General features: G+C 74.8%; 24 protein-coding genes. 18 read left to right on the top strand and 6 right to left on the bottom strand.

The window, feature by feature from the left end:
* Window positions 1-77 precede the first annotated feature (77 nt).
* Window positions 78-1676 (top strand): sulfatase, encoded by a 1599-nt coding sequence (locus ABKW28_RS08385; RefSeq protein ID WP_348608195.1) that lies wholly within the window; start codon window positions 78-80, stop codon window positions 1674-1676.
* A 52-nt stretch (window positions 1677-1728) separates the two neighbouring features.
* Here ABKW28_RS08385 and ABKW28_RS08380 read toward each other — a convergent pair whose 3' ends face one another.
* The gene (locus ABKW28_RS08380) at window positions 1729-2718 is read right to left on the bottom strand and encodes an AraC family transcriptional regulator ligand-binding domain-containing protein (RefSeq protein ID WP_348608192.1); all 990 of its coding nucleotides are present in this window, start codon (window positions 2716-2718) and stop codon (window positions 1729-1731) included.
* 129 nt (window positions 2719-2847) lie between these two features.
* On the opposite strand from ABKW28_RS08380, the gene ABKW28_RS08375 reads away from it, so the two are divergent.
* Genes ABKW28_RS08375 through ABKW28_RS08360 form a run of 4 tightly spaced genes read left to right on the top strand, consistent with a single transcriptional unit; the run spans window position 2848 to window position 6857 of the window.
* A complete protein-coding gene (locus tag ABKW28_RS08375; protein ID WP_348608189.1) occupies window positions 2848-4203 on the top strand; it encodes an NAD(P)-binding domain-containing protein in 1356 nt (451 codons plus the stop codon).
* Complete coding sequence (locus ABKW28_RS08370) at window positions 4200-5117, top strand: bile acid:sodium symporter family protein (RefSeq protein ID WP_193670503.1); 918 nt, start codon at window positions 4200-4202, stop codon at window positions 5115-5117. Before ABKW28_RS08375 ends, ABKW28_RS08370 begins: the two co-directional genes overlap by 4 nt.
* Window positions 5114-6064 (top strand): SDR family oxidoreductase, encoded by a 951-nt coding sequence (locus tag ABKW28_RS08365; protein ID WP_348608186.1) that lies wholly within the window; start codon window positions 5114-5116, stop codon window positions 6062-6064. Before ABKW28_RS08370 ends, ABKW28_RS08365 begins: the two co-directional genes overlap by 4 nt.
* A gap of 10 nt (window positions 6065-6074) precedes the next feature.
* Window positions 6075-6857 (top strand): SDR family oxidoreductase, encoded by a 783-nt coding sequence (locus ABKW28_RS08360; protein ID WP_348608183.1) that lies wholly within the window; start codon window positions 6075-6077, stop codon window positions 6855-6857.
* Between the two features lie 57 nt (window positions 6858-6914).
* On the opposite strand, the gene ABKW28_RS08355 is transcribed toward ABKW28_RS08360, so the two are convergent.
* Both ABKW28_RS08355 and ABKW28_RS08350 read right to left on the bottom strand, forming a co-directional pair.
* Window positions 6915-8489 (bottom strand): DHA2 family efflux MFS transporter permease subunit, encoded by a 1575-nt coding sequence (locus ABKW28_RS08355; protein ID WP_348608180.1) that lies wholly within the window; start codon window positions 8487-8489, stop codon window positions 6915-6917.
* Window positions 8490-8557: 68 nt separating this feature from the next.
* The gene (locus ABKW28_RS08350) at window positions 8558-9046 is read right to left on the bottom strand and encodes a glutathione peroxidase (protein WP_348608177.1); all 489 of its coding nucleotides are present in this window, start codon (window positions 9044-9046) and stop codon (window positions 8558-8560) included.
* 72 nt (window positions 9047-9118) lie between these two features.
* On the opposite strand from ABKW28_RS08350, the gene ABKW28_RS08345 reads away from it, so the two are divergent.
* From ABKW28_RS08345 to ABKW28_RS08335, 3 genes are read left to right on the top strand one after another with little or no spacing between them, the layout of a single operon-like run.
* Window positions 9119-11923, top strand: coding sequence for a DEAD/DEAH box helicase (locus ABKW28_RS08345; RefSeq protein WP_348608174.1), 2805 nt, complete (start codon window positions 9119-9121; stop codon window positions 11921-11923).
* Window positions 11924-11926: 3 nt separating this feature from the next.
* Window positions 11927-12619: an SWIM zinc finger family protein gene (locus ABKW28_RS08340; RefSeq protein ID WP_348608171.1), complete on the top strand. Its 693-nt coding sequence runs from the start codon at window positions 11927-11929 to the stop codon at window positions 12617-12619.
* A 35-nt stretch (window positions 12620-12654) separates the two neighbouring features.
* Complete coding sequence (locus tag ABKW28_RS08335; RefSeq protein ID WP_348608168.1) at window positions 12655-14127, top strand: protein adenylyltransferase SelO; 1473 nt, start codon at window positions 12655-12657, stop codon at window positions 14125-14127.
* Here the strand turns inward: ABKW28_RS08335 and ABKW28_RS08330 are convergent.
* Window positions 14103-14687, bottom strand: coding sequence for a TetR/AcrR family transcriptional regulator (locus tag ABKW28_RS08330; RefSeq protein ID WP_341229647.1), 585 nt, complete (start codon window positions 14685-14687; stop codon window positions 14103-14105). The two genes, ABKW28_RS08335 and ABKW28_RS08330, sit on opposite strands and share 25 nt — an antisense overlap.
* 155 nt (window positions 14688-14842) lie before the next feature.
* Between ABKW28_RS08330 and ABKW28_RS08325 the strand changes: the two genes are divergently transcribed.
* The 6 genes from ABKW28_RS08325 (at window position 14843) to ABKW28_RS08300 (ending at window position 23065) form a co-directional block, all read left to right on the top strand.
* Entirely contained in the window at window positions 14843-16408 is a 1566-nt protein-coding gene (locus ABKW28_RS08325; RefSeq protein WP_348608165.1) for a carboxyl transferase domain-containing protein, read from the top strand.
* Window positions 16409-16499: 91 nt separating this feature from the next.
* Window positions 16500-18461 (top strand): biotin carboxylase N-terminal domain-containing protein, encoded by a 1962-nt coding sequence (locus ABKW28_RS08320; protein WP_348608163.1) that lies wholly within the window; start codon window positions 16500-16502, stop codon window positions 18459-18461.
* Window positions 18458-19444 (top strand): hydroxymethylglutaryl-CoA lyase, encoded by a 987-nt coding sequence (locus tag ABKW28_RS08315; RefSeq protein ID WP_348608160.1) that lies wholly within the window; start codon window positions 18458-18460, stop codon window positions 19442-19444. The genes ABKW28_RS08320 and ABKW28_RS08315 overlap by 4 nt, the downstream gene beginning before the upstream one ends.
* Window positions 19441-20541: a hypothetical protein gene (locus ABKW28_RS08310; RefSeq protein WP_348608157.1), complete on the top strand. Its 1101-nt coding sequence runs from the start codon at window positions 19441-19443 to the stop codon at window positions 20539-20541. The genes ABKW28_RS08315 and ABKW28_RS08310 overlap by 4 nt, the downstream gene beginning before the upstream one ends.
* Window positions 20542-20570: 29 nt before the next feature.
* A complete protein-coding gene (locus tag ABKW28_RS08305) occupies window positions 20571-21851 on the top strand; it encodes a hypothetical protein (protein WP_348608154.1) in 1281 nt (426 codons plus the stop codon).
* Window positions 21848-23065 (top strand): hypothetical protein, encoded by a 1218-nt coding sequence (locus ABKW28_RS08300; RefSeq protein ID WP_348608151.1) that lies wholly within the window; start codon window positions 21848-21850, stop codon window positions 23063-23065. Before ABKW28_RS08305 ends, ABKW28_RS08300 begins: the two co-directional genes overlap by 4 nt.
* Here the strand turns inward: ABKW28_RS08300 and ABKW28_RS08295 are convergent.
* Entirely contained in the window at window positions 23026-23718 is a 693-nt protein-coding gene (locus ABKW28_RS08295; protein ID WP_348608148.1) for an EcsC family protein, read from the bottom strand. The two genes, ABKW28_RS08300 and ABKW28_RS08295, sit on opposite strands and share 40 nt — an antisense overlap.
* An 84-nt stretch (window positions 23719-23802) precedes the next feature.
* On the opposite strand from ABKW28_RS08295, the gene aat reads away from it, so the two are divergent.
* The 3 genes from aat to ABKW28_RS08280 all read left to right on the top strand — a co-directional run bounded on the left by aat (window position 23803) and on the right by ABKW28_RS08280 (window position 25449).
* Window positions 23803-24477: a leucyl/phenylalanyl-tRNA--protein transferase gene (aat, locus tag ABKW28_RS08290; protein WP_348608145.1), complete on the top strand. Its 675-nt coding sequence runs from the start codon at window positions 23803-23805 to the stop codon at window positions 24475-24477.
* A gap of 178 nt (window positions 24478-24655) precedes the next feature.
* Entirely contained in the window at window positions 24656-24826 is a 171-nt protein-coding gene (locus tag ABKW28_RS08285) for a hypothetical protein (protein ID WP_348608142.1), read from the top strand.
* A 104-nt stretch (window positions 24827-24930) separates the two neighbouring features.
* A complete protein-coding gene (locus ABKW28_RS08280; protein ID WP_348608139.1) occupies window positions 24931-25449 on the top strand; it encodes a hypothetical protein in 519 nt (172 codons plus the stop codon).
* A 1-nt stretch (window position 25450) separates the two neighbouring features.
* On the opposite strand, the gene ABKW28_RS08275 is transcribed toward ABKW28_RS08280, so the two are convergent.
* A complete protein-coding gene (locus ABKW28_RS08275) occupies window positions 25451-25786 on the bottom strand; it encodes a rhodanese-like domain-containing protein (protein WP_348608136.1) in 336 nt (111 codons plus the stop codon).
* Window positions 25787-25856: 70 nt separating this feature from the next.
* Here ABKW28_RS08275 and ABKW28_RS08270 point away from each other — a divergent pair.
* A partial coding sequence (locus ABKW28_RS08270; RefSeq protein ID WP_348608133.1) for a chromate transporter occupies window positions 25857-26414 on the top strand: 558 nt, incomplete at its 3' end.

Raw genomic sequence — 26414 nt, 5'->3', positions numbered from 1 at the left:
GACGGATCATCGACGAATCATCGACGAATCATCGACGAATCATGGTCAAGAGTGCTCTTCAACTACCCTTCCGCGACGTGAGAGCCGGACGTCCCCCCAGCCCCCGCACCCGCCTCGTCCTCGGCGGGCTGCTCGTCGCCGCCCTGGCGGCGCTGCCGCTGGTCGCCGAGCCGGTCGCCGACCAGGCGAGCGCCGACGCCGGCACGCCCCCGGTCGCGGCCGAGGGCATCCGGCCGCTGCCGCAGGTAAGCAAGGCCGCAGCGCCCGACGCGCCCAACATCATCCTGATCACCACCGACGACCAGACGCTCGACGACCTGCGCCACATGCCGCAGACCCGCAAGAAGCTGGGCAAGCACGGTGCGGTCTTCAAGGACATGGTCTCGCCGCACCCGTTGTGCTGCCCCGCGCGCGCCGAGATCATCAGCGGCCAGTACGCCCAGAACAACGGCGTGCACTCCAACGGCGGCGAGTGGGGCGGCTACATGGCCCTGCGCGAGCCCGACAACACCCTGCAGCGCTGGCTCTACGAGGCCGGCTACCACACCGCGGTCGTCGGCAAGTTCATCAACTACTGGTTCCCCGAGACCCAGGCCGTGCCGCTGGGCTGGGAGTGGTTCGACGCCTCGGCGAAGAACTCCTTCGGCTACTACGACTTCGACATGTTCACCAACGGCGAGCGCACCCGCTACGACGACGGCGAGTCCTACTCCACGACCTACACCACCGAGCGCACCGTGCAGCTCGTCGAGGACTGGAGCGCCGGGCGTGACCCGCTGCGCGACGGCGCGCCGGGCGAGGACAAGCCGTTCTTCATCTGGACCTCCTACTACGCCCCCCACGGCGAGTGCGGCGAGGGCTCCTGCAAGGTCGGCCCCGCCCCCGAGAAGCGCTACCGCGACCTCTACCCCGGCGCCACGCCACCCAGCTTCGCCAAGGCGTCGTACGACGCCCGCCTCGACGACCCCAACCCGCACATCAAGGGCAAGGCGGTGCTCGACCGTGCCCGGATCGCGCAGTTCCACCGCCAGCGGATCCAGTCGTTGCGCAGCGTCGACGACGGCGTGACCGCGATCGTGCGGGCCCTGCGCGCGGCGGGCGAGCTCGACGACACCGTGGTCATGTTCACCTCCGACAACGGCTACCTGCTCGGCGAGCACCGCTACCTGGGCAAGACCCTGGCCTACGAGGAGGCGCTGCGGGTGCCCCTCCTGGTGCGTGGCCCGGGCATCGCGCGGCGGACCAAGGTCAAGGAGCCGGTCACCACCGTCGACCTGGCCTCGACCGTCGTCGACCTGGCCGGCGCGACCCCGGGCCGCACCCTCGACGGGCGCAGCCTCGCCGGGGCCGCCCGCGGCCGGGCCCGGCTGCGCGCCGACACGGTGCTGGTGCAGGCGGGCGCCCGCTCGGCCCGCGCCGGGACCGGACCGTGGATGTTCCGGGGCGTGCGCACCGACCGCTACACGCTCACGAAGTGGCGCAAGCGCTCGGGCCGCATCCACATCGACCTCTTCGACCGCCGCCGCGACCCCGAGCAGGTCGACAACCTGGCGGGCACCCGGCGCTACCGCCCGGTGCGCCTGGAGCTGAAGAAGCGGCTGCGCGCCCTCGACGGCTGCGCGGGCAGCGACTGCTTCCAGCGCTTCGGGCCGGTGCCGGCCCCGCGCCGCGGCTGACGCCCCTCCTCTTCAGCCCCGTCGCCTCGGCCCGTCGCCTCGGCCCGGCTGCTCAGCCCGGTCGGGCCCCGCTCGTCGACCGGGCCCGGGCCTGGCCCGGTGTCTCGCCGCGCCAGCGCCGGAAGGCCCGGGCGAAGGCGGTCTCGTCGGAGTAGCCCAGGCGCAGCGCCACGTCGGAGACCCGCTCGCCCCGCTCGAGGGCCCGCACCGCGAGCTGCTCGAGGGTGCGCTCGCGCACGGCCGAGAAGCTCAGCCCGTCCTCGGCGAGCAGCCGGTTGAGGTGCCGCCCGCTGTGGGCGAGGTGCTCGGCGACCCGCTCGCGGCCCCAGTCGGGGTGGGCCAGCACCACCTCGCGCACCCGCACGGCCAGGTCCTGCTCGCCGAGCCGGGCCAGGGTGCGGTCGGCCAGCTCGCGCAGGTGGTCGCGCAGCGCCGCGTTGGCCTGCACCAGCGGCAGCTCGAGCTGGGCGGCCTCGAGCACCAGCGCGTGGCCGGCGGCGTCGAAGCGCACCGGCAGGCCCAGCACCGCGGCGTGCGCCGGGTCGGGGCCGGGGGCCGCGTGCGCCAGCTCGAGCGCGACCGGCGCGACGTGCCCGCCCGTGGCCCAGCGCGCCAGGTGCAGCAGCGTGGTCAGCGCCGCCTCGGTGCGCTCCAGCGGGCGTACGCCGAAGTCGTGCTCGAACTCGACGCGCACCAGCGGCCCGTCGCGGTGCAGGGTGAACGCCCCCGGGCCGATCACCGGCGCGTAGGCCGTCAGCTCCTCCAGCGCCTCGCCCAGCGTCGCGCAGGTCACCAGCAGCATGCCGGCGCTGTCGAGGTGCCCGACCTGCATCCGCAGCCCCAGGCGCAGCCCGGCCAGCGGGTCGCCGGCGCCCGCGCAGTACTCCTCCCACAGCTCGTCCTGCCAGGCCAGCGGCACCCGCTCGGCGGCGCGCAGCCGAGCGACCAGCGAGTCGTCGAGGGCGATGCCGGTCTCCTGCGCGGCCTGCAGCAGCGCGTGCGCGTACTGCGCGGTCACCTCGCGCCCGGGCCTGGGGTCCATGGCCCGATCATCTCCTGCGCGTCCCGGATTGCCGACCGGGCCGTCCCGAAGGGCCGGGCGCCGGGGTGACCGGTGCTCCTAGGGTGACGTGGGTCACGGCGCCGTCGCGGTGCCGGGGAGGAGAGGGTGATGGAGACGCACGGGTACGCCGTGGTGGGTGCCGGACCGATGGGGCTGGCCTGTGTGCGGGCGCTGACCCGGGCCGGGCTGCCCGTGACCGGGCTCGAGCTGCACACCGACGTCGGCGGTCTGTGGGACATCGAGAACCCGCACTCGACGATGTACGACAGCGCGCACCTGATCTCCTCGCGGCACATGACCGAGTTCGCCGAGCACCCGATGGACCCCGCGGGGGCGGCGTACCCCCACCACAGCGAGGTGCGCGACTACCTGGCCTCCTACGCCGAGCGCTTCGACCTGCGCTCGCACTACGAGCTGGGCACGCGAGTGGTCTCGGCCCGCCCGCACGAGGCCGGCTGGGAGCTGGTCACCGAGCACGACGGCGAGCAGCGCACCCGCGTCTTCGAGGGCCTGCTGGTCGCCTCGGGCACCCTGCACACGCCGCGGCTGCCGCAGCTGCCCGGCGAGTTCGCCGGCACCGTGCTGCACTCCTCGCAGTACCGCTCGCCGTCGGTGTTCACCGGCCAGCGGGTGCTGGTGGTGGGCTGCGGCAACTCCGGCGCCGACATCGCCGTCGACGCGGTGCACCACGCCGCGAGCGTCGACATGAGCGTACGCCGCGGCTACCACTTCCTGCCCAAGTTCGTCGCCGGCCGGCCCATCGACACCCTCGGCGGCCGGCTGCGGCTGCCCCGGGCGGTCAAGCAGCGCGTCGACGGTGCGCTGATCCGCGGCCTCGTCGGCCGGCCCAGCGACTACGGCCTGCCCGACCCCGACTACCGGCTCTACGAGTCGCACCCGGTCGTGAACTCGCTGGTGCTGCACCACCTCGGGCACGGCGACATCACCGCGCGGCGCGACATCACCGCGATCGAGGGGCACCGGGTCACCTTCGGCGACGGCGAGAGCGCGGAGTACGACGTGCTGCTGCTGGCCACCGGCTACGAGCTCGACTACCCCTTCCTCGACCGCGACGACCTGGCCTGGCCGGCGGGCGTGGACGCGCCGCAGCTCTACCTCAACGTCTTCCACCCCGAGCGCGACGACCTCTTCGTGATGGGGATGGTCGAGGCCACCGGGCTGGGCTGGGAGGGCCGGCACCAGCAGGCGCTGCTGGTCGCGCGCTACCTGGCCCACCGCCGGGCCGGCACCGGCGCCACCGACGCCCTCGACCGGGCCCGGCGCGAGCGCTCGACCCAGCGCGAGGACGGCGGATACGACTACCTGCCGCTGGCGCGGATGGCCTACTACGTCGACAAGCAGACCTACCTCGACGCGCTCTCGGCGCACCTCGCCGAGCTGCCCGAGCTCCCCGAGCCGCCCGCTGCCCCCGCGCGGCGCGCCGGCGAGCGGGTGCACGCATGACCGAGATCGCGCTGCCCGACCTGACCCTGCTCAACATCCTGCTCGGCCTGATGATGTTCGGGGTCGCGCTCACCCTGCGCCCCGCCGACTTCGTGCGCATCGTCAAGGCGCCCAAGGCACCGGCGGCCGGGCTGGTGGCGCAGTTCGTGCTGCTGCCGGCCGGCACCTGCCTGGCGGCCTGGCTGCTGCCGGTCAGCGCCGAGGTCGCGCTGGGGATGATGCTGGTGGCGGCCTGCCCCGGCGGGTCGTTCTCCAACATCCTGACCTGGCTGGCCCGCGGCAACGTGGCGGTGTCGGTCTCGATGACGGCCGTCTCGAGCCTGGCGGCGACCGTGCTGACGCCGCTCAACTTCGCGCTCTACGGCACCCTCAACCCGCGCACCCGCGACCTGATGACCGACATCTCGCTCGACCGGGTCGACCTGCTGCTGCTCGTGCTGCTGGTGCTCGCGCTGCCGATGGCGCTGGGGATGCTCGTCGGGGGCCGGTTCCCGGGCTTCGCCGCGCGCAGCGAGAAGCCGTGGCGGATCGGTTCGATGCTGGTCTTCCTGGCCTTCGTCGCGATCGCCTTCGGCAACAACCTCGAGCTCTTCCTCGACCAGATCGGCACCTTCTTCTGGGTCGTGGTCGGTCACAACGCGCTGGCGCTGCTGCTGGGCCAGCTCATCGGCCGCGGCCTGCGGATGCCGGTGAGCGACCGCCGCGCGGTCACGCTCGAGGTCGGCATCCAGAACTCCGGGCTGGGCCTGGTCATCGCCTTCACCTTCTTCCCCGAGCTCGGCGGGGTGCTGCTGGTCGCCGCGTTCTGGGGCGTGTGGCACCTGGTCTCCGGGCTCACCCTGGCCCAGGTCTGGTCGCGGCGCCCGCTGCCGGCCGACGACCCGGTGCACCGCGACCCGGTGGGCGCGCGATGAGCCGCCGCGTGGTCGTCACCGGGGCGGCCGGCTACCTCGGGCGCCAGCTGGCGCGGCGTCTCGCGGCGTCGTACGACGTGGTGGGGCTCGACGTGCGCGACCCCGCCGAGCTGGGCGACGCCGACGAGCTGGGCTTCGAGCTGCGCCGCGGCGACGTGCGCGACCCGGCGCTGGTCGACACCCTGCGCGGCTTCGGCGCCACCCACGTGGTGCACCTGGCCTCGGTGCTGGTCGCCTCGCGCGACCGGGCCCGCGACTTCGACATCGACGTCAACGGCACCCGCAACGTCGTGGAGGCCTGCCTGGGCGCCGGGGTCGAGCACCTCACGGTCACCAGCTCGGGCGCCGCCTACGGCTACCACCCCGACAACCCGGCGTGGATCGACGAGCACGACCCGCTGCGCGGCAACCCCGAGTTCGCCTACAGCGACCACAAGCGACAGGTCGAGGAGCTGCTCGCGGGCTACCGCGAGACCCACCCGCGGCTGCGCCAGCTGGTGCTGCGCCCCGGCACGGTGCTCGGCGACAGCACCGACAACCAGATCACCGGGCTGTTCACGGGCGCACGGGTGGTGGCGCTGCGCGGCTGCCCCTCGCCGTTCGTGCTGATCTGGGACCAGGACGTGCTGGGGGTGCTCGAGCACGGCATCGCCACCGACCACGCCGGCATCTACAACCTCGCCGGTGACGGCGCGCTGACCATGCCCGAGATCGCCGAGCGGCTCGGCAAGCCGCTGCTGGCGCTGCCCGTGCCGCTGGTGCGCGCGGGGCTGCAGGTGCAGCGCTGGCGGGGCCGCCCGGTCGGGCCCGAGCAGGTGGCGTTCCTGCGCTACCGGCCGGTGCTGTCGAACCGCCGGCTCAAGGAGGAGATGGGCTACGTGCCGCAGCGCACCACGGCCGAGGTGCTCGAGGGCTTCGCCCGGGCGCGCGGGATGGTGCTGGCGTGAGGGGGCCGGCGTGAGCGTGGTCCTGGTGACCGGCGCGGCCTCCGGGCTGGGCTGGGCGATGACCCGGCTCTGGCACGAGGCGGGCCACGAGCTGGTGCTGGCCGACGTCGATGCCTCCGGGCTGGCCGACCGGGTCGCTGGGCTCGACCCCGACCGGGTGCTCGGCGTGGTCACCGACGTGACCGACGCCGGCGACCTGGCGGCGCTGGTCGAGGCGACCCGCGAGCGCTTCGGGCGCCTCGACGTGCTGGTCAACAACGCCGGCATCACCCACCGCAGCCCCGCGCACCGCACCGACCCCGCGGTCTTCCGCACCGTGATGGCCGTCGACTGGCAGGGCCCGGTCGAGCTGACGATGGCGGCGCTGCCGCTGCTGTGCGAGAGCGGCGGCACGGTCGTGTGCATCTCGTCGATGGCGGGCTGGATGCCGGTGCCGGGCCGGGCGGCGTACGGCGCGGCGAAGGCGGCGCTCACCCAGTTCTTCGAGGTGCTGCGTCTCGAGCTGGAGCCCCAGGGCGTGCAGGTGCTGATGGTGCACCCCTCGTTCCTCGACACCCCGATCGACGAGCACGCCCTGGGCGAGGACGGCCGGCCCACCGGGCGGGCCCGCTCGACGGTGGGCCGGCTGCGCTCGGCCGACGAGACCGCGGCGCGCATCGACGAGGCGCTGCGGGCCGGTCGGCCCCGGCTCTTCCCCGACCGGGGCACGGTCGTGGCGAGCCTGCTCTGGCGCCTCGCGCCCTCGCTCTACCAGGCGCAGGTGCGCCGGCGCTTCGCCGACGACCTGGGGTAGCCGCCCCGCCGAGCCGGCGCCAGTTCGGAACCGGCGCCGGCTCGCGGGGAACGGGCGTCAGTGGACCAGCGCGCCGGGCTCGACCTGCCGGGCCGGCTTGCGGCGCGGCAGGAAGAACGCCGGCACCAGCACCAGCGCCACCAGGACCGCGGCCACGGCGAAGGAGCTGCCGAAGGCCTCGGACATGTCGGAGAGTCCCTGGGCCAGCACGCCGGGCTCGACCGGGGCGCCCTCGCGCATCGCGGCCTGGGCCTGGCCGACGGCGGGGGAGTCCTTGAAGCCGTTGGTCAGCAGCACCGAGAAGACGGCCGTGCCGATCGAGGCCGCGACCTGCTGGGTGATGTTCATCAGCGTGGAGCCGCGGGCGATCTCGTGGTCGCTGAGCGTCTGCAGCGCCGAGGTCATGATCGGCATCATCGTGCCGCCCATGCCCAGGCCCATCACGAACAGCGCGCCCAGCAGGTAGGCGTACGACGGGTCGCCGACCCTGGCGAAGGTCTCGCCCAGCTCGACAGCGCCCGGGCCGACCGAGACCTGGGTGAACATCACCATCGCCACCACGATCAGGCTGACGCCGGTCATCACGATCTTGCCGGGGCCGATGCGGTCGGTCAGCACGCCGGCGATCGGCATCGTCAGCATCGCGCCGATGCCCTGCGGGGCCAGCAGCAGGCCGGCGCCCAGGGTGGTCTCGTCGCGCAGGAAGAGGAAGTACTGCGGGAAGAGGAGGCTGGCGCCGAAGAAGGCGATCGCGAAGAGCGACATGGCGATCACGGCGGTGGTCAGGGTGCGGTTGCGGAAGAGGTGCAGGTCCATCAGCGGGTGCTTGGGCGGCGCCTTGAGCGTGCGCAGCACGAACGCCACGACCAGCAGCAGGCCCAGGGCCGCGGTGACCAGCACCTTGCCGGCCAGCACGGTGCCCTCCTCGGGGATCGAGGAGACGCCGTAGAGGAACAGGGCCAGGCCCGGCGAGAGCAGCAGCATGCCGACGAAGTCGAAGCGCTCGGAGGGGGTGGGCGCGTCAGCGGGCAGCACCTTGGCGGCGTACACGATCGCGCCGATGCCGATCGGCAGGTTGATCAGGAAGATCCAGTGCCACGAGGCGATGTCGATCAGCCAGCCGCCGAGGATGGGCCCGAAGATCGGGCCGAGCAGCATCGGCACGCCCAGCACCGCCATCACGCGGCCGATCCGGTGCGGGCCGGCGGCGCGGGTCATGATCGTCATGCCCAGCGGCATCAGCATGCCGCCGCCCAGGCCCTGCAGCACCCGGAAGAGGGTCAGCATCTCGACGGTGGTGGCGGCCGCGCACAGCAGCGAGCCGGCGGTGAAGAGGGTCACCGCGAGCATGTAGAGGCGCTTGGTGCCGAAGCGGTCGGCCGCCCAGCCGGTCAGCGGGATCACCGTGGCCAGGGCCAGGGTGTAGCCGGTCATCGTCCAGGCGGTCTGCGCCGGGGTGGCGTCGAAGTCGGCCTGGAAGGTCGGCTGCGCGACGCTGACGACGGTGATGTCGAGGATCGACATGATCGCGCCCAGCACGACCACGCCGGCCACCAGGAGCACGTTCTTGTCGAGCTTGTCGTCGTCGGGTCGCGGGGCGGGCGCCGGGGTCGGCGCGGTGTCGGTGCTCACCGACCAAGGCTAGGTAGGGAGCCCTCTCAGCGCGAGCGGATATCGCGTGCGTTGGGTCACGTCGCCGCTCAGCCGCAGGCGGCCTCGACCGCGGTCACCAGGCGCGGGTCGTCCGGCTCGACGGCGGGGCCGAAGCGCGCCAGCACCGCGCCGTCGGGGGCGACCAGGAACTTCTCGAAGTTCCACCTCACGTCGCCGGCCTCGCCGTCCTGGTCGGGGACGCGGGTCAGCTCCTCGTAGACCGGGTGCCGCGAGGGGCCGTTGACCTCGACCTTCTCGCTCATCGGGAAGGTGACGCCGTACGTCGCGGAGCAGAAGGTGGCGATCTCGTCGGCGCTGCCGGGCTCCTGGCCGCCGAACTGGTTGCAGGGCAGCCCGACCACGGTGAAGCCCCGCCCGGCGTGGCTCTCGTGCAGCTGCTCGAGGCCGGTGTACTGCGGGGTCAGCCCGCAGCGGCTGGCAACGTTGACCAGCAGCGCGGCCCGGCCGCCGGTCAGGTCGCGCAGGGTGCCCTCGGTGCCGTCGAGGCGGGCCAGCGGTGCGTCGAGGATGCTCATGGCCCCCGAGCCTAGGACGCGCGCGCCCCGCCCCTGGGCACGTGGTCGGTGGCGGGGGCTAGCGTCGCGGACGTGAGCTTCGTCCCGGTCACCGGCACAGCGACGTTCCTGCCGGCCGACCCGCCGCGCGAGGGCGTCGTGGAGTTCGTCGACGCCCGGCGCACCGTGGCGCTGCCGGTGCGCGCCGCCCTGCCGGTGCTGACCAAGGCCCACGCCCGCGACGACCTGCACCCCAGCGTCGGGCTGCTCTCGGGCGCGGTGCTGCTCGGCATGCGCCTGGTCGCGGCCGGCGCGTTCGAGCCCGCGCCCGCCGACGGCCGACCGCCGCAGTGGCGGGTGGCGCCGCTGGGCGACGACGACGAGGACCGGGTGCGGATGCTGGCCCGGGCCCGCGCCCACGAGGGCTGCGACGAGGCCGAGGCCGAGCAGGTCGTACGCCGCGTGCTCGACGCCGTGGTCGACGCGATGCCGCGCGGGGCCCCGGTCGCGCCCTCCCGGCCGGCGCGGCCGCGGCCCGGGCCGGCCGAGCGCCCCGGGGCGGCGGCCGCCGGGGAGGGCGGGCTGCAGCCCTCGCCCGACTTCCGCGACCGGCTGCAGCGCCGGATCGCCCGGCACCGCCACGCCGGCCAGCTGCCGCACCTGGTGACCGTCAGCCTGCGGGTCGAGGCCGACGAGGAGGAGCTGCTCGGCGGCACCGTGCGGGTGGTCCTGCAGGTGCACGACGAGCGCGACCCGCTGCACGTCACCGACGCCGCGTCGCTGTGGCTCGACGAGCCCGAGGTGCACGGCTTCGGCGAGCGGGCCCGCACCCACGCCACCATCGCGCTGCGCGCCGCCGCCGAGGCGTGGCCGGTGCTCGAGCGGCTGCTCGACCTGCGGGTGCCCGACCAGCTGACGCTCGACTCCGACGAGCTGGTGAGCCTGCTCGACGACGGGGTCGCCGCGCTCGGTGGGGTCGGCGTCGACGTGCTGTGGCCCAAGAGTCTGGGCCGCGAGCTGACCACCCGCGCGGTGCTCGACAAGGCGCCCCGCAGCCCCGGCCCGCGCGAGGAGCCCCTGCAGACCGGGCTGCTGACGCCCGAGAGCATGTTCGCCTTCCAGTGGCAGGTGGCGCTGCACGGCGACCCGCTCACGCCCGAGGAGATGGACCAGCTCGCCGAGGCCGCCTCGCCGGTGATGAAGCTGCGCGGGGCGTGGACCGTCGTCGACCCCGCGGTGGCCCGTCGGGCCCGCAGGCGGCTGGTCCGCGAGGTCCGCCCCGCCGAGGCGCTGGCCTCCGCGCTCACCGGCGTCGCGGCCGTCGAGCGGGGCGCCGAGAGCCAGGAGAGCGTCGTGGTGGGCGCCAGCCTGCTGCAGGTGCGCGACCGGATCACCAGCGCCGCCACCCGCGACCCGGTGGAGCCGCCCGCGGGCCTGGCCGCCACCCTGCGCGACTACCAGCGGCACGGGCTCACCTGGTTGGCCGACCTGACGTCGTACGGGCTGGGGGCCTGCCTGGCCGACGACATGGGCCTGGGCAAGACCGTGCAGGTCATCGCGCTGCACCTGCACCGGGTCGAGGCCGCGCGCGCCGAGGGCCGCGAGCCGCTGCCGACACTGGTGGTCTGCCCGACCAGCCTGCTCGGCAACTGGGAGGCCGAGGTGCGGCGCTTCGCGCCGGGCGTGCCGGTGCGGCGCTTCCACGGCTCCGCCCGCAGCCTCGGCGACCTCGAGGCGGGGCTCGACGGCGACCCCGGGTTCGTGCTGACCACCTACGGCACGATGCGCAGCGACGCGAAGGACCCCGAGACCTCGAGCCTGCGCCCGGTGGCGTGGGGGGTCGTGGTCGCCGACGAGGCCCAGCACGTGAAGAACCCGCGTGCCGCGACCGCGCGGATGCTCCGCACCCTGACCAGCCAGGCCCGGGTGGCGCTCACCGGCACCCCCGTCGAGAACGACCTGACCGAGCTGTGGGCGATCCTCGACTGGGCGATCCCGGGGCTGCTCGGCAGCCGCAACGCCTTCCGCCGGGTCTGGGCCGCGCCGATCGAGACGGGCGAGGAGCCGACGAAGGCGCGCCAGTTCGCCGACCTGATCGCGCCGTTCCTGCTGCGCCGGCGCAAGTCCGACCCCGGCATCGCCCCCGAGCTGCCGCCCAAGACCGAGACCGACCACCCGCTGAGCCTGACCCGCGAGCAGGTGGTGCTCTACGAGGCGTTCGTGCGCGACACGATGGAGCGCATCGAGCGCGCCGACCCCGACTCGCGCCGCGGGCTGGTGCTGATGCTGCTGACCGGGCTCAAGCAGATCTGCAACCACCCCGCCCACTTCCTCAAGCAGGCCGGCGGCCGGCTCGGGGGCCGCTCGGAGAAGCTCGACCTGCTCGACGAGCTGGTCGGCACGGTGCTCGCCGAGGACGGCGCCGTGCTCGTCTTCACCCAGTACGTCGCCATGGCCCGGCTGCTCGAGCGGCACCTGGCCGTCAGCGGGGTGCCCACCCAGCTGCTGCACGGCGGCACCCCGGTGCGCGAGCGCGAGGCGATGGTGCGCCGCTTCCAGGACGCCCCGCCCGGCGAGGCGCCGGTCTTCCTGCTCTCGCTCAAGGCCGGCGGCACCGGTCTCAACCTGACCCGCGCCGACCACGTCGTGCACTTCGACCGGTGGTGGAACCCCGCCGTCGAGGAGCAGGCCACCGACCGGGCCTACCGGATCGGGCAGACCCGGCCCGTGCAGGTGCACCGCCCGGTGGTGCGCGGCACCATCGAGGAGAAGGTCGCCGAGCTGCTCACCCGCAAGCGGGCGCTGGCCGACGCGGTGCTCGGCAACGGCGAGGCCGCGCTGACCGAGCTCAGCGACGCCGAGCTGCGCGACCTGGTCACCCTGCGCCGGGAGGACTGAGTGGTGAGCGGGCAGACCGTGGTGCACCCGCGGCTGCCCCCGCGCCGCCGCACCAGCCGCGCCGACCGGTGGTGGGGCAAGGCGTGGGTGCGTGCGGTCGAGGAGTCGGCGTACGCCGAGGCCGACCTGGTCGCGGGCCGCTCGCTGGCGCGCTCGGGCCGGGTGCGGGCCATCGAGGTGGGCCCCGGCACGGCCGTGGCGGTCGTCGAGGAGCGCGGCGGTCAGTGGCGGGTCGAGGTCGCGGTGCCGGTGCTCGACGACGCCGGCGCCGCGGCGCTGGTCGAGACCGTCGCCGCCCAGGCCGGCCGCGTCACCGCGCTGCTGGCCGGCGACCTGCCCCACGAGCTGGTCGAGCACGCCGAGGAGGCCGGCGTCGAGCTGCTGCCCTACGGCGGCGAGCTCGAGACCACCTGCAGCTGCGAGGGGTGGGTCGACCCGTGCGTGCACGCGCTGGCGGTGCTGCACCAGCTCACCTGGCTGCTCGAGGCCGACCCGTTCGTGCTGCTGCACCTGCGCGGCACCGGCCGCGAGGAGCTGCTGGCACGGCTGCACGCCCGCGGGCCCGCCGATCCCGACGGCGACGCCGAGCCCGACGACGACGACCTGACCACGGCGTACGACGCCGCCGCGCGCGCCGCCCGGCTGCTCGAGGTGCTGCTGGGCGACGGGCCTCCCGAGGTCGACCACCTGCTGTGACCGGCCGCGCTGGCCTCCCGGCGTAGCGTGGGAGCATGAGCGTGAGCACCTCCGACGACCTGCGCCTGGGCACCCGGTTCGCCGACGCGCTGCCCGAGCTGGCGGTGCGCTGGCAGGCCGAGGAGGCCCCGGAGCCGCGGCTGGTGGTGCTCAACGAGCCGCTGGCGCACGACCTGGGGCTCGACCCGGCCTGGCTGCGCAGCGACGACGGCGTCGCCCTGCTGGTGGGCGCCGTGCTGCCCGAGGGCGCCACGCCGGTCGCGCAGGGCTACGCGGGCCACCAGTTCGGCGGTTACTCGCCCCGGCTGGGTGACGGCCGGGCGCTGCTGCTCGGCGAGCTGGCCGGCCCCGACGGCGAGCTGCGCGACCTGCACCTCAAGGGCTCGGGGCGCACGCCCTGGGCCCGCGGCGGCGACGGGCTCGCCGCGCTCGGGCCGATGCTGCGCGAGCACGTGATCAGCGAGGCCATGCACGCCCTGGGCATCCCCACCACCCGGTCGCTCGCGGTGGTGGCCACCGGCCGCGCGGTGCACCGCGACCAGCCGCTGCCCGGCGCCGTGCTCGCCCGGGTCGCCTCCAGCCACCTGCGGGTCGGCAGCTTCCAGTACGCCCGCGCCAGCGGCGACCTCGACCTGCTGCGGCGCCTGGCCGACCACGCCATCGAGCGCCACCACCCGGCCGCCCGCGGGGCCGGCCCCGGGGGAGCGGCGTACCTCGCGCTGCTGGAGGGGGTGGTCGACGCGCAGGCCCGGCTCGTCGCGCAGTGGGTGCTGGTCGGCTTCGTGCACGGCGTGATGAACACAGACAACATGACCATCTCGGGCGAGAGCATCGACTACGGCCCGTGCGCGTTCCTCGACGCCTACGACCCGGCGACGGTCTTCAGCTCGATCGACACCGGCGGTCGCTACGCCTTCCGCAACCAGCCCGCGGCCGCGCAGTGGAACCTCGCACGGCTCGCCGAGGCCCTGCTGCCGCTCATCGACGACGACGAGGAGCGCGCCGTCGCGGCGGCGACCGCCTCGCTCGAGCGCTTCGCGACGGCGTACGCCGACGCCTTCACCGACGGTGCGGCCACCAAGCTGGGCCTGCCCGAGGGGCTCGAGCGGGCCCTGGTGGCCCCGCTCGTCGAGGACCTGCTGGCGCTGATGGCCGCCGCGCGGGTCGACCACACCTCGTTCTGGCGCTCGCTGGGCGACGCGGCGCGCGGCGACGCCGAGGGCGTGCGCGGGGTGGTGCTCGACCTGCCCGGCCTCGACGCCTGGCTCGAGCGCTGGCGGGCCCTCGACCCCGACGCCGACGCGATGGACCGCGTCAACCCCGTCTACGTGCCGCGCAACCACCTGGTCGAGGAGGCTCTCGAGGCCGCCACCGCGGGCGACGTGGCGCCGCTGCACCGGCTGCTCGAGGCCGTCACCGCGCCGTACGACGAGCGGCCGGGCCTCGAGGCGCACGCGCGCCCGGGCCCGGAGGGGGCCGGGCCCTACGTGACGTTCTGCGGCACCTGAGCCAGGCCCGCCGGCTCCAGGCCGAGGGCGCCCAGCGCCATCCGGTGCAGCAGGTCGCCCATCGCCGGGTCGGGCAGCAGCGCGCTGTGGGGGGTGGAGTTGATCAGCCCGAAGGTCGCGTGTGCCATCGACCGCGCCTGCTCGAGGCCGAGCCCGGGGTGCACCGACTGCAGCTCGCGGGCCCACACGTCGACGTAGGCCCGCTGCAACGCCCGCACCTGCTCGCGCGCCTGCTCGGGCAGCGACTCCCAGTCGCGGTCCTGCACGACGATGAGCGGGCGGTGGCGCAGCGCGAAGTCGACGTGCCAGTCGACCAGCGCCACCACCGCGGCCCGGGCGTCGGGGGCCGCGGCCACCCGCTCGCGGCCCACCTCGAGCAGCTGCTCGCTGATCGAGACCAGCATCGCGGCGAGCACCGCGTCCTTGGAGGCGAAGTGCTTGTAGAGCGCCGGCCCCGACACCCCGCAGGCCGCGCCCAGGTCGGCCACCGAGACCCCGTGGAAGCCGCGCTTGGCGAAGAGCTCCGCCGCGGTGGCCAGGATCTGCTCGCGCCGGGACATGCCTCGAGGTTAGCGCCCGTTAACCCCGACCAGGCCCATATCTCGCGCCCACCCGGCCCGTTCCGACATCCCGGGTGTCAGCTCGGGCCGGGTCAGCGCGATATTCAGGCCGGGTCGCGGTGGTGGGGCAGGTTAATGATCGCTAACCTGGGCGGGTGAGCGAACTGAGGGACCTGGTCGCCGACCTGCGCGAGCGGCTGGCGGCGGCACGGACGGGCGGCAGCGAGGCGGCGCGGGCCAAGCACACCGGGCGCGGCAAGATGCTGGCCCGCGAGCGGGTCGACCGCCTGCTCGACACCGGCACCCCCTTCCTCGAGCTGAGCCCGCTGGCGGCCACCGAGATGTACGGCGCGCCGGGGGAGACGCCGGTGCCCAGCGCCGGCATCGTCACCGGGATCGGCCGCATCCACGGGCGCGAGTGCGTGATCGTGGCCAACGACGCGACCGTCAAGGGCGGCACCTACTACCCGATGACGGTCAAGAAGCACCTGCGCGCCCAGACCATCGCGGCCGAGAACCACCTGCCCTGCGTCTACCTCGTCGACTCCGGCGGGGCGTTCCTGCCGATGCAGGACGAGGTCTTCCCCGACCGCGAGCACTTCGGCCGGATCTTCTTCAACCAGGCGAACATGTCGGCCGCCGGCATCCCGCAGATCGCCAGCGTGATGGGCTCGTGCACCGCCGGCGGCGCCTACGTGCCGGCGATGAGCGACGAGACCGTCATCGTCAAGGAGCAGGGCACGATCTTCCTGGGCGGCCCGCCGCTGGTGAAGGCGGCCACCGGCGAGGTCGTGACCGCCGAGGAGCTCGGCGGCGGCGACGTGCACGCCCGCACCTCCGGCGTGGTCGACCACCTCGCCGACGACGACGCCCACGCGCTCGACATCGTGCGCAGCGTCATCGGCACCCTGCCCCCGGCGCGCCCCCACCGCACCGCGGCCGCCGAGGTCGAGGAGCCGCACGAGCCGCCCGAGTCGCTCTACGACGTGGTGCCCACCGACACCCGCACGCCCTACGACGTGCGCGAGGTGATCCGGCGCGTCGTCGACGGCAGCCGCTTCCACGAGTTCAAGAAGCTCTACGGCGACACCCTGGTCTGCGGCTTCGCGCGGATCTGGGGCCACGAGGTCGGCATCGTGGCCAACAACGGCATCCTCTTCAGCGAGTCGGCGCTCAAGGGCGCCCACTTCATCGAGCTGTGCAACCAGCGCGGCATCCCGCTGGTCTTCCTGCAGAACATCTCCGGCTTCATGGTCGGGCGCGAGTACGAGAACAACGGCATCGCCCGCGACGGCGCCAAGCTCGTCACCGCGGTCGCCTGCAGCGTGGTCCCGAAGTTCACCGTCGTCATCGGCGGCTCGTACGGCGCCGGCAACTACGGGATGTGCGGGCGCGCCTACGACCCGCGCTTCCTGTGGATGTGGCCCAACGCCCGGATCTCGGTGATGGGCGGCGAGCAGGCCGCCGGCGTGCTCTCCACCGTGCGCCGCGACGGCCTGGAGGCCCGCGGCGAGGAGTGGAGCGCCGAGGACGAGGAGCAGTTCAAGGCCCCGATCCGCGAGCAGTACGAGACCCAGGGCTCGCCCTACTACGCCACCGCGCGACTGTGGGACGACGGCGTCATCGACCCCGCCGACACCCGCCGCGTGCTCGGGATGGGCCTCGCGGCCACGGCGTACACGCCGATCCCCGAGCCCCGCTACGGCATCTTCCGGATGTGAAATCACCCCACGACGTTCTTCGTTCCCCCGCTGCGCTCCTCCACGAACAACGCCGCGGGGACCCCGAGGGAACCAAATGATGGAGACGCACATGCATACCCTCCTGGTCGCCAACCGCGGCGAGATCGCCCGCCGGGTGCTGGCCACCGCGCGCCGCCTCGGCTGGCGCACCGTGGCCCTGCACACCGACCTCGACGCCGGCGCGCTGCACGTCACCGAGGCCGACGTCGCGGTGCGGGTCGGCTCCTACCTCGACATCGAGGAGGTGGTCGCCGCCGCCAGGGAGACCCGCGCCGGCTTCGTGCACCCCGGCTACGGCTTCCTCTCCGAGCGGGCCCCCTTCGCCCGGGCGCTGGCCGAGGCCGGCCTCGCCCTGGTCGGCCCGACCGCCGAGGTGATGGACGCGATGGGGCGCAAGGACGCCGCGCGCGACATCGCCGTCGCCGCGGGCGTGCCCGTGGTGCCGTCGTACGACCTGGCCGACGACCCGGCCACCTTCGCCTACCCGGTGCTGGTCAAGGCCGCGGCCGGCGGCGGCGGCAAGGGCATGCGGGTCGTCCGCTCGGCCGGCGAGTACGCCGAGGCGCTGGGCGCCGCGCGTCGTGAGGCCAGCTCGTCGTTCGGCGACGACACCATGCTCATCGAGAAGTACGTCGAGTCGGGCCGCCACGTCGAGGTGCAGGTCATGGGCGACACCCACGGCCACGTGGTGCACCTCTTCGAGCGTGACTGCTCGACCCAGCGCCGGCACCAGAAGGTGCTGGAGGAGGCCCCGGCCCCCACGATCAGCGACGAGCAGCGGGCCGCGATCACGGCCTCGGCGGTGGCCCTGGCCGCTCAGGTCGGCTACACCGGCGCCGGCACCGTCGAGTTCCTCCTCGACAACGATTCCGGCGAGTTCTACTTCCTCGAGATGAACACCCGCCTGCAGGTCGAGCACCCGGTCACCGAGGAGGTGGCCCGGGTGCGCGGCGAGCGCGTCGACCTCGTGGCGCTGCAGCTGCAGGTCGCCACCGGGGAGCCGCTGGGCTTCGACCAGGACGACGTCAGCCTCGAGGGACACGCGATCGAGGCGCGCGTCTACGCCGAGGACTCCTTCGGCGGGTTCCTGCCCCAGGCCGGCACCGCCACGCTGGTGCGCTGGCCGGCGAGCGCCGAGCGCCAGGGCGCCCGGGTGCGCGTCGACCACGCGCTGGTCTCGGGCCAGGAGGTCTCGACCGCCTACGACCCGATGCTCGGCAAGGTCGTCGTGTGGGGCGCCGACCGCGAGGGCGCCCGCACCGGCCTGGTCGCCGCCCTCGACGACACCGCCGTGCTCGGGCTGACCACCAACACCGGATTCCTGCGCGCGCTGGCGGCGGGGGAGGAGTTCCGCGACGCCACCATCGACACCGCCTGGCTCGACCGGCACGAGGTGCCCGCCCCCGACGGCGACCTGGCCCGGGTCCTCGCGGCCTGGACCCAGGTGCTGCTCGACACCGGCGAGGCCGACGCCCCGGCGGGCGGCCCCGCGGGCGCGCCGCCCAGCGGCCCCTGGCACGCCGACGGCTGGCGGATGGGCGCCGACCCGGCGCCCGACACCGTGACCCTCGACGGCACCAGCCTCGTGGTCGACCGGCACCGCGGCCGGGTCGACGACCACGAGGTCCGCACGGTCTCGGTCGCCGACCACACGGTGCACCTGATCGTCGACGGCCACGCCGAGCACGCCGTGCTCGACGTGCGCTCCGGTGACGTCGAGGTGGCCCACCGCGGCCAGCGTTGGGCCTGGCAGCGCCCCGACCCGTTCGCCGACCACGGCCCCGAGGCCGGCGACGGCTCCCTGGTCGCGCCGATGCCCGGCACCGTGCTCGACGTCCGCGTCGAGCAGGGCCAGCAGGTCGTCGAGGGCGACGTGCTCGGCGTGCTGGAGGCGATGAAGATGGAGCTGGCCCTGATCGCGCCCTTCGACGGCACCGTCACCACGGTCGACGCCGAGACGGGACGCCAGGTGCCGCTGGGGCACGTGTTGTTCCACGTGGAACCAACCGCACAGGAGGAGGGGCCGGCATGACCCACCGCGAGCCCGCGATCGGCGCGCTGCCCATGCGGGTGCCCGCGCCCGGCCTGCCCGAGAGGGTCACGATCTACGAGGTCGGGCCCCGCGACGGCCTGCAGAACGAGCAGGCGCTGGTGCCGCTGGAGACCAAGGCGACGTTCGTGCGCCGCCTGGTCGCCGCCGGCCTGCCCGTCGTCGAGGCCACCAGCTTCGTGCACCCGAAGTGGGTGCCGCAGCTGGCCGACGCCGCCGAGCTGGTGGCGCTGCTCGAGACCGACGACCAGCTCGGCGACCGGGCCCGCGACCTGCCGGTGCTGGTGCCCAACGAGCGCGGCCTCGACCGGGCGCTCGAGCTCGGGATGCGCCACGTCGCGATCTTCGGCTCGGCCACCGAGACCTTCGCGGCCAAGAACCTCAACCGCACCCTGGCCACCCAGATGGAGATGTTCGAGCCGACCGTGGCCCGCGCCCGCGCGGCCGGCCTCGACGTGCGCGCCTACGTCTCCATGTGCTTCGGCGACCCCTGGGAGGGCCCGGTGCCGATCGAGCAGGTCGTCACGGCCGGGCGCCAGCTGCTTGACCTCGGCGCCTCCCAGCTCAGCCTCGGCGACACCATCGGGGTCGGCACCGCCGGTCACGTCACCGCCCTGGTCGAGGCCTTCGCCGAGGCCGGGGTCGGCCCCGAGCGGCTCGCGCTGCACTTCCACGACACCTACGGCCAGGCGCTGAGCAACGTCCAGGCCGGGCTGCGCGCCGGCGTCACGACGTACGACGCCTCGGCGGGCGGGCTCGGCGGCTGCCCCTACGCCGTCAGCGCCACCGGCAACCTGGCGACCGAGGACCTCGTCTGGCTGCTCGACGGCCTGGGCATCGAGCACGGCGTCGACCTGGGGGCCCTCGTGGCCACCAGCGCGTGGATGGCCGGCGAGCTCGGGCGCCCCAGCCCCTCGGCCGTCGTTCGGGCCCTCGGCGCCGATCGGGCACAATCACCCGCGTGAGCAACCGACGCGTCTACCTGCACATCGGCGCGCCGAAGACCGGCACGACCTACCTGCAGGACCGGCTGGCCCGCAACACCAGGTCGCTGTCGTCGCACGGGGTCACGCTGCCGACCCGCAGCCCGGTGGTCAGCCCGGGGCTCTTCCACTTCCGCGCCGCGCTCGACCTGCTCGGCCAGGACTGGGGCGGCGAGCCCGGCCACGCCGAGGGCAGCTGGGACGCGCTGGTGCGCCGGGTCCGGCGCTCCAGCGGCACCGTCATCGTCAGCCACGAGATCCTGGCCCCCGCCCCGGCCGAGGCGGTCGCGCGGGCCAAGCGCGAGCTGGGCGGCGGTGACGACGTGCACGTCGTCTACTCGGCGCGCGACCTGGGGCGCCAGCTGCCGGCAGCCTGGCAGGAGAGCATCAAGCAGGGCCGCAAGTGGACCTACCGCCAGTTCCTCAAGAAGGTGCGCCAGCGCCAGCCGTGGTTCTACCGCTCCTTCGACCTGCCCTCGGTGCTCGGCACCTGGAGCGCGGGCCTGCCGCCCGAGAACGTGCACGTCGTCACGGTGCCCCAGCGCGGCGGCGCGACGGCGCCCGACGCGCTGTGGCAGCGCTTCTGCGCCGCCTTCGACATCGACCCGGCCTGGGCCCCCGAGGAGTCCGAGCGGCGCAACCCCTCCCTGGGGGCCGCCGAGACCGTGCTGCTGCGCCGGCTCAACAAGCGGCTGGGGCGTCGTACCCGCCGCGAGGTCACCTACGACACCCTGGTGCGCGACCTGCTCGCCGAGCAAGAGCTCGCGGGCCGCAAGGGCGCCGCACCGCTGGGCCTGCCGCCAAAGATGTACGACTGGGCCGAGGCCGAGGCCGAGCGCTGGATCGAGTACGTCGAGGGTTCCGGCGTGCAGGTGCTCGGCGACGTGGCCGACCTGCGCCCGCAGCGCCCGGCCGACGGCACCTGGGTCGACCCCGACAAGATCTCGGCGCGCGCCGAGCTCGCCGTGGCGATCGACGCGCTGACGGCGATGACCCGCGAGGCCGCGCGGCGCGAGGACCCCGACCAGCAGCTGGTCAACCGGGTCCGCTCCCAGGCCCGCCGCCTGCGCGACCAGTGAGGCGCCGGTGACCGACCAGTGACCGCCCAGTGACCGCCGAGCACGACGAGACCGCGGGCGAGCGCCGCGCCTGGGCCTGGTCGGCCCACCTGCTCGACGGCGGTACGACGCCCTGGTCGCGGTGGGCGGGCACCGGCGAGCGCGCCGGGCGGGTGCTGCCCGGCGCCCAGCAGCTCGAGCTGCTGCGCCGGCTCAACCTGGCCACGCACGAGCTGGGCGTGCGCCCGGAGCAGGAGCTGGCGCGCCGCGTGCTCGAGGCCAGCGCCCCCGGCCGCGGGCGCCCCGACCTCGAGCTGCTCGGCGCCGCCCCGCTCTCGCGCTTCGGCCCCGAGCCGGTCGACCCGGCGGGGCTGCCCGCCGACGAGCTGGTCAGGGTGGCCACCAACCTGCTGGCCGAGGACCTGAGCGCCGCGCCGCTGCCCGGCCCGGGCCCGGTGTCCCGGCTGCGCCGGGCGCCGCGGCCGCGGCCCTGGCGCCCGCGCTACCGCCTGGTCGGCGACCCGTGGCGCGCCGACGCGACGCGCCGCCACCTGGTCGCGCACGGCCGGCCGCCGGGCGGGCCCGACCCGACCGTGCTGGTGCTCGGCGGACCGCTCTCGACGATGCTCGTCGACCTGTGGACCGACCGGGCCTTCTCCACCGGCGGCCCGGTGCCGTCGTGGCGCACCTGGGTCGACACGGTCGTCGAGACCGGGCGCCTGGGCCGCGGCGCCGACCCGGTCGCCTCGGCGCGCCGCTGGACGGCCCGGGTCGGCGCCGACCGGGTGCGCGTGGTCCTCGACCCGGCCGCGCTGCCGGGCCAGGTCGGCGTACGCCGCGTGCCACCGGCTCCGCGGCTGCCGGCCGACGCGATCGACCTGGCGCGCCGGGTCGGCAGCGTCCTGGGCCTGCTGGTCACCCCCGCCCGGGGGCGCCAGGTGCTCCGGCAGGTGATGCTCCCGCGCCTGCTCGACGCGCCCGCGCCGCTGCCGGGCTCCTCGCCGGGCCCGGTGCTGGGCGTCCCGCCCGAGCACCACCGGTGGCTGGTGCGCCGTTCGCGCCGGATGCGCCACGAGCTGCTCGCGGCGCCGTACCCTGTCGTCGGCACGGTGCTGGGCTCCGCCGACGCGCTGCTCGACCACCCGCGCCGCCTGGCCGGCGCCGAGCCGGGGGAGCCGCACGACGACCGGGTGCTCGACCTGGCCGTGCGGATGCTGCTCGAGCACGCGGAGCCACACCCAGGCGCACACCCCGGCCGACACCCAGGCCGCCACCCCCACCCACACGCAGACCACGACCCAGACCGACCCAGGCAGGAGGACCGACGGTGAGCCAGCGGGTCCTGCTGCACGTCGGCACCCCCAAGACCGGCACCTCCCACCTCCAGGACGTGCTGTTCCGCAACCGCGAGCGGCTGCTCGAGGCGGGCGTGCTCTACCCCGCGGACCGCTTCGACGCGCACTTCCTGGCCGCGCTCGACCTGATGCGGCTGCCCTGGGGCGGCCTGGAGACCGAGGCCATCGGCGCCTGGGACGAGCTGGCCGCGAAGGTGCGGGCCCACGAGGGCACCGCCATCATCAGCCACGAGATCCTGGCCACCGCCTCGCGCAGCCAGGTAGGGCGGGCGCTGGCCTCGCTGGGCCACGACGACGGCACCGAGGTGCACGTGGTGGTCTCGGTGCGCGACCTGGTGCGCCAGATCCCCGCGGAGTGGCAGGAGAACGTCAAGCACCGCAGCACCATCACCTTCGAGCGCTTCCTGGCCGAGCTGCGCGACCCCGAACACGCGACCCGCATCGCCACCTGGTTCTGGGGGGTGCAGGAGATCCCCGAGATCCTCGACCGGTGGGGCTACGCCCTGCCGCCCGAGCGGGTGCACGTGGTGACGGTGCCGCCGCCCGGCGGTCCCCGCGACCTGCTGTGGCAGCGGTTCTCGCACACCTTCGGGCTCGACGAGCTCGGCGAGGTCGAGCTCGACCTCGAGGCCGAGCGCGCCAACCCCTCGCTCGGGGTGCCCGAGACCGCGCTGCTGCGGCGCATCAACAAGGCCGTCAACCCGGTGCTCGACCCGCCCGACTACCGGCCGCTGGTGCGCGAGCTGCTGGCCCACCAGACCCTGTCGGCGCGCACCCGGTCGGCGCGCCTGGGCCTGCCCGCCGACGTGCACCCCTGGGCCGAGGAGCTCGGGCACGCGTGGATCGCCGAGCTGCGCCGCCGCGGCTACGACGTCGTCGGCGACCTCGACGACCTCACCGGCGCCCCCGCCGCGCCGCACTGGGCCGACCCCGACTCACCGCGTGAGAGCCAGGTGGCCGCCGCCGCGGTCGACGCGGTCCGCGCGCTGCTGCTCGACAACGCCCGGCTGCGCCACGAGGAGGAGCGGCTGCACGGCGAGGTCGTCCACCTGCGCCGCGAGCTCGACGCCGCGCGGCCGGTGCAGCGGGCCAAGGAGCGCGCGCTGCGCGTCGTACGCCGCTCGGCGCCGGGCCGCGCGCTGCACCGGGCCTACCGGTTGGCCAGGGGCCGCAGCTCGCGCTCGGCGTAGCGCCCGATGCGCCACGTGGCGTAACCGTCGGCGCCCATGCCCACGACGCCGCCCACCACCGGCACCCGGCGGGCGACCGTGACCGCCATCCGCTTGCCCAGGATGCGCGAGATGATGTCGTCGGCGACCGCCGAGGAGATGGCGCGGTCGAGGGCCTGGTCGGAGTCCGGCCCGGTGGCCAGGTCGGCGGGGTGCGCGGGGACGGTGCCGGCCTTGACGAGGCGCTGCACGCTGTCCTCGCCCAGCAGGCAGACCAGGATCGCGTTGCGCACCCGCGGGTCGTCGAGGTCGTAGCCGCGCAGGTGCGCGATGCCGGCGATCATCCGGCACTGCACGAGCGCGAGGCCGGTGATGTTGGCGGGGATCGCGACGGCGGCGGTGACCACGCCGCCGATGTTGGTCAGGAACCCCTGGGCGCCGGCGTAGCGCACGTGGTTCTCGATGACCTCGTGCACGCCCTTCTCGGCGTCGCCGTGCTGCTCGCGGCGCTGCTCGTCGGCCGCGGCCGCGGCGGGCGGCAGGGGCCCCACGCCGCTGATGGCGCGGTTGAGCGCCTCCCGCACGAACGACGACGTCACGCCGGGGGCCATGCCGGTCACCTTGGGCGCCAGTCGACGACCGATCTGCCCCGTCAGGGCTCCACGCTTGCTCATGTGCCGATGGTAGGCAGCCCAGGCCCACCACAAACCCCCCTCCGGGTCTGTGCCGCGGCCCGCATGGTCGTTACCGTCGCCCGGGTGCCGATCGAACCCCCCGCCTCCCCCTGGTCGTTCGGCGACCCCGCCCGCTTCGACGCGCGCGACGACCTGGTGGGGGTCGGCGCCGACCTGGAGCCCGGCACCCTGCTCTCGGCGTACCGGCAGGGGCTCTTCCCGATGCCCTCGGGCCACGCCGGCGACCCGATGTACTGGTTCTGCCCGGTGCGGCGCGGGGTGCTGCCCCTCGACGGGCTGCACGTCTCGCGCTCGCTGCGCCGCTCGGTGCGCACCTACGAGACCCGCGTCGACACCGCCTTCGAGCAGGTCCTCGACGCGTGCGCCGACCCGCGCCGGCCCTCGGGGTGGATCGACGACGACATCCGCGAGGCCTACCTGTGCCTGCACGACCTCGGCTGGGCCCACAGCGTGGAGACCTGGCACGACGGGCGCCTGGTCGGCGGCCTCTACGGCGTCGCCTCGGGCGGGCTCTTCGCCGGCGAGTCGATGTTCCACCGCGAGACCGACGCCTCGAAGGTGGCCCTCGTGGCCCTCGTCGACCTGCTCGGCGACGAGCACGCCGCCGACCGGCTGCTCGACGTGCAGTGGAGCACCGCCCACCTGGCCAGCCTCGGCGTCGTCGAGATCGACCGCGAGGAGTACCTGCGCCGGCTCGCGGTCGCGGTGGCGCTGCCGCCGCCGGCGGCCTTCGCCTGACCCGGACCCCGACGACGCCTCGCGGGAGGACTTCTGCGGCGTCTACGCCGAGATCGAGGACAGCGGCGGCGACGACCTCGACGCCGCCAAGGACGCCGTCGATCGGCTGGTCGAGGTCGGCACCCCCGAGGACATCCCCGACGACGCCCGGTCCGGCTTCGAGACCCTCGGCGAGCTGGTGCGCCGGGCCGACGGCCAGGACGACCTCGAGACCCTGGGCGAGGACCTCGGCGAGCAGGTGCAGCGCGACTTCGTGGCCTTCATCGGCTACGTCTCCCAGACCTGCGCCGACGAGCTCGACCTGCCCACCGAGGAGGACCTCGGCGAGCTCGACCCCCAGCAGCAGTAGGCCGCACGTGCGGCGGCGTTCAGGTTCCTCTCGGGATCCTGTGGCACCGTCGTGGGCTGCGCCGGGGCAGCTGCCCCGTGCGCCCTCGAACGGAAGGACCCCCCGTGAAGCACGCTCTCGCCCCCCTCGCGGTGCTCGTCGCCCTGACGGCCAGCGCCTGCGGCTCCGACGACGAGACGTCCGACGCGGCGAGCGACCCGACGACCCCGTCGTCGAGCTCCCCCTCGGCCGCCGGCGAGCCCGGCAGCGACGACGCGTTCTGCACCGCCCTGGTCGGCAACGGCGCCCTCGAGGACGGCTCCGACGTCGAGGCCCTCAAGGAGGGGCTCAGCGCCAGCGGCATCCCCGACGACGCCCCGCAGGACGCGTCGAAGGGCCTCGACGTCTACCTCGAGATCCTCGCCGAGATCGACACCGACGCGACCGCCGAGGACCTCGCGGCCATGGACGACTTCGACCTGTCGAAGACCGAGCAGAACCAGATGAACGCGCTCGTGCAGTACGCCGGCGCCACCTGCGCCGAGACCGCCGCTCCCGAGGACGGTGCCGAGGGCGGCACCGAGGGGGGCACCGGCGAGGAGTCGGAGCCCGCCGAGGAGCAGGACGACTCCTCCGAGCAGTGAGCTAGACGACCTGGGGCGTCCGGCCGGTCTCGCTGACCATCGGCCGGCCGGCCGCCTCCCAGTCGAGCATCCCGCCCCCGAGGTTCACCACGTCGTGGCCCTGCTGGCCCAGCCAGGCCACGGCCTGGGCGGAGCGGCCGCCGATGCGGCACACCACCAGGACCTGCCCCTCGGGCAGCTCGTCGACGCGGGCGCCGAGCTCGCCGAGGGGGATGTGCTGGGCGCCGTCGATGTGGCCGTGCTCCCACTCGGTCGGTTCGCGGACGTCGAGCACCGAGAGACCCGGCGGCACCGGGTCGGGCACTCCCTCGACGTGGACGGTCGGGATCGTGGTCATGGGTTCCTCCCGTGGGCGACCCGCCCATCCTAGGTCGGCGACCGGCGGGGCGCGCCCGTAGTCTCCTCGCGTGAGCCGACGCGCGGGCGACGTCATCCCCCTGCGCGCCGCGGCGCGGGTGTGGTTCGCGATCTCGCTGCAGACCTTCGGCGGCCCGGCCGGCCAGATCGCGGTGATGCAGCGGGTGCTGGTCGAGGAGACCCGCTGGATCGGCCAGCAGCGCTTCCTCTTCGCGCTGTCCTACTGCACCCTGCTGCCCGGTCCCGAGGCGCAGCAGCTGGCGACGTACGTCGGCTGGCTGCTCAACGGGGTGCGGGGTGCGCTGGTCGCCGGCGTGCTGTTCGTCCTCCCCGGCGTCGTGGCGCTGCTGGTGCTCTCGGGCGTCTACGTGACCTACGGCGAGACCGCCGTGGTGCAGGCGCTCTTCCTCGGGCTCGCGCCGGCGGTGATCGCGATCGTCGCGCAGGCCGTCGTACGGGTCGCGCGGCGTGCGCTGCTGCACCCGGCGCTGGTCGCCCTGGCCGTGGCGTCCTTCGGCGCCCTCGCCCTGCTCGCTGTCCCGTTCCCGCTGGTGGTCGCGGGGGCGGCCGCCGCGGGGCGGCGCCTCGACGACGCGACGCCGTACGCC

The organism is Nocardioides sp. 31GB23, from assembly GCF_040012395.1.
GTDB classification, from domain to species: domain Bacteria; phylum Actinomycetota; class Actinomycetes; order Propionibacteriales; family Nocardioidaceae; genus Nocardioides; species Nocardioides salarius.
The sequence above is the reverse complement of the archived record's forward strand: the minus strand, read 5'-3'. Positions and strand labels throughout refer to the sequence as shown.

Excerpts from the sequence above, each read along its gene's own strand:
- ABKW28_RS08380 (WP_348608192.1), bottom strand. The coding sequence starts at position 2,718 with ATGGACCCCAGGCCCGGGCGCGAGGTGACCGCGCAGTACGCGCACGCG.
- ABKW28_RS08375 (WP_348608189.1), top strand. The coding sequence starts at position 2,848 with ATGGAGACGCACGGGTACGCCGTGGTGGGTGCCGGACCGATGGGGCTG.
- ABKW28_RS08370 (WP_193670503.1), top strand. The coding sequence starts at position 4,200 with ATGACCGAGATCGCGCTGCCCGACCTGACCCTGCTCAACATCCTGCTC.
- ABKW28_RS08365 (WP_348608186.1), top strand. The coding sequence starts at position 5,114 with ATGAGCCGCCGCGTGGTCGTCACCGGGGCGGCCGGCTACCTCGGGCGC.
- ABKW28_RS08350 (WP_348608177.1), bottom strand. The coding sequence starts at position 9,046 with ATGAGCATCCTCGACGCACCGCTGGCCCGCCTCGACGGCACCGAGGGC.
- ABKW28_RS08335 (WP_348608168.1), top strand. The coding sequence starts at position 12,655 with ATGAGCGTGAGCACCTCCGACGACCTGCGCCTGGGCACCCGGTTCGCC.
- ABKW28_RS08330 (WP_341229647.1), bottom strand. The coding sequence starts at position 14,687 with ATGTCCCGGCGCGAGCAGATCCTGGCCACCGCGGCGGAGCTCTTCGCC.
- ABKW28_RS08320 (WP_348608163.1), top strand. The coding sequence starts at position 16,500 with ATGCATACCCTCCTGGTCGCCAACCGCGGCGAGATCGCCCGCCGGGTG.
- ABKW28_RS08315 (WP_348608160.1), top strand. The coding sequence starts at position 18,458 with ATGACCCACCGCGAGCCCGCGATCGGCGCGCTGCCCATGCGGGTGCCC.
- ABKW28_RS08295 (WP_348608148.1), bottom strand. The coding sequence starts at position 23,718 with ATGAGCAAGCGTGGAGCCCTGACGGGGCAGATCGGTCGTCGACTGGCG.
- ABKW28_RS08275 (WP_348608136.1), bottom strand. The coding sequence starts at position 25,786 with ATGACCACGATCCCGACCGTCCACGTCGAGGGAGTGCCCGACCCGGTG.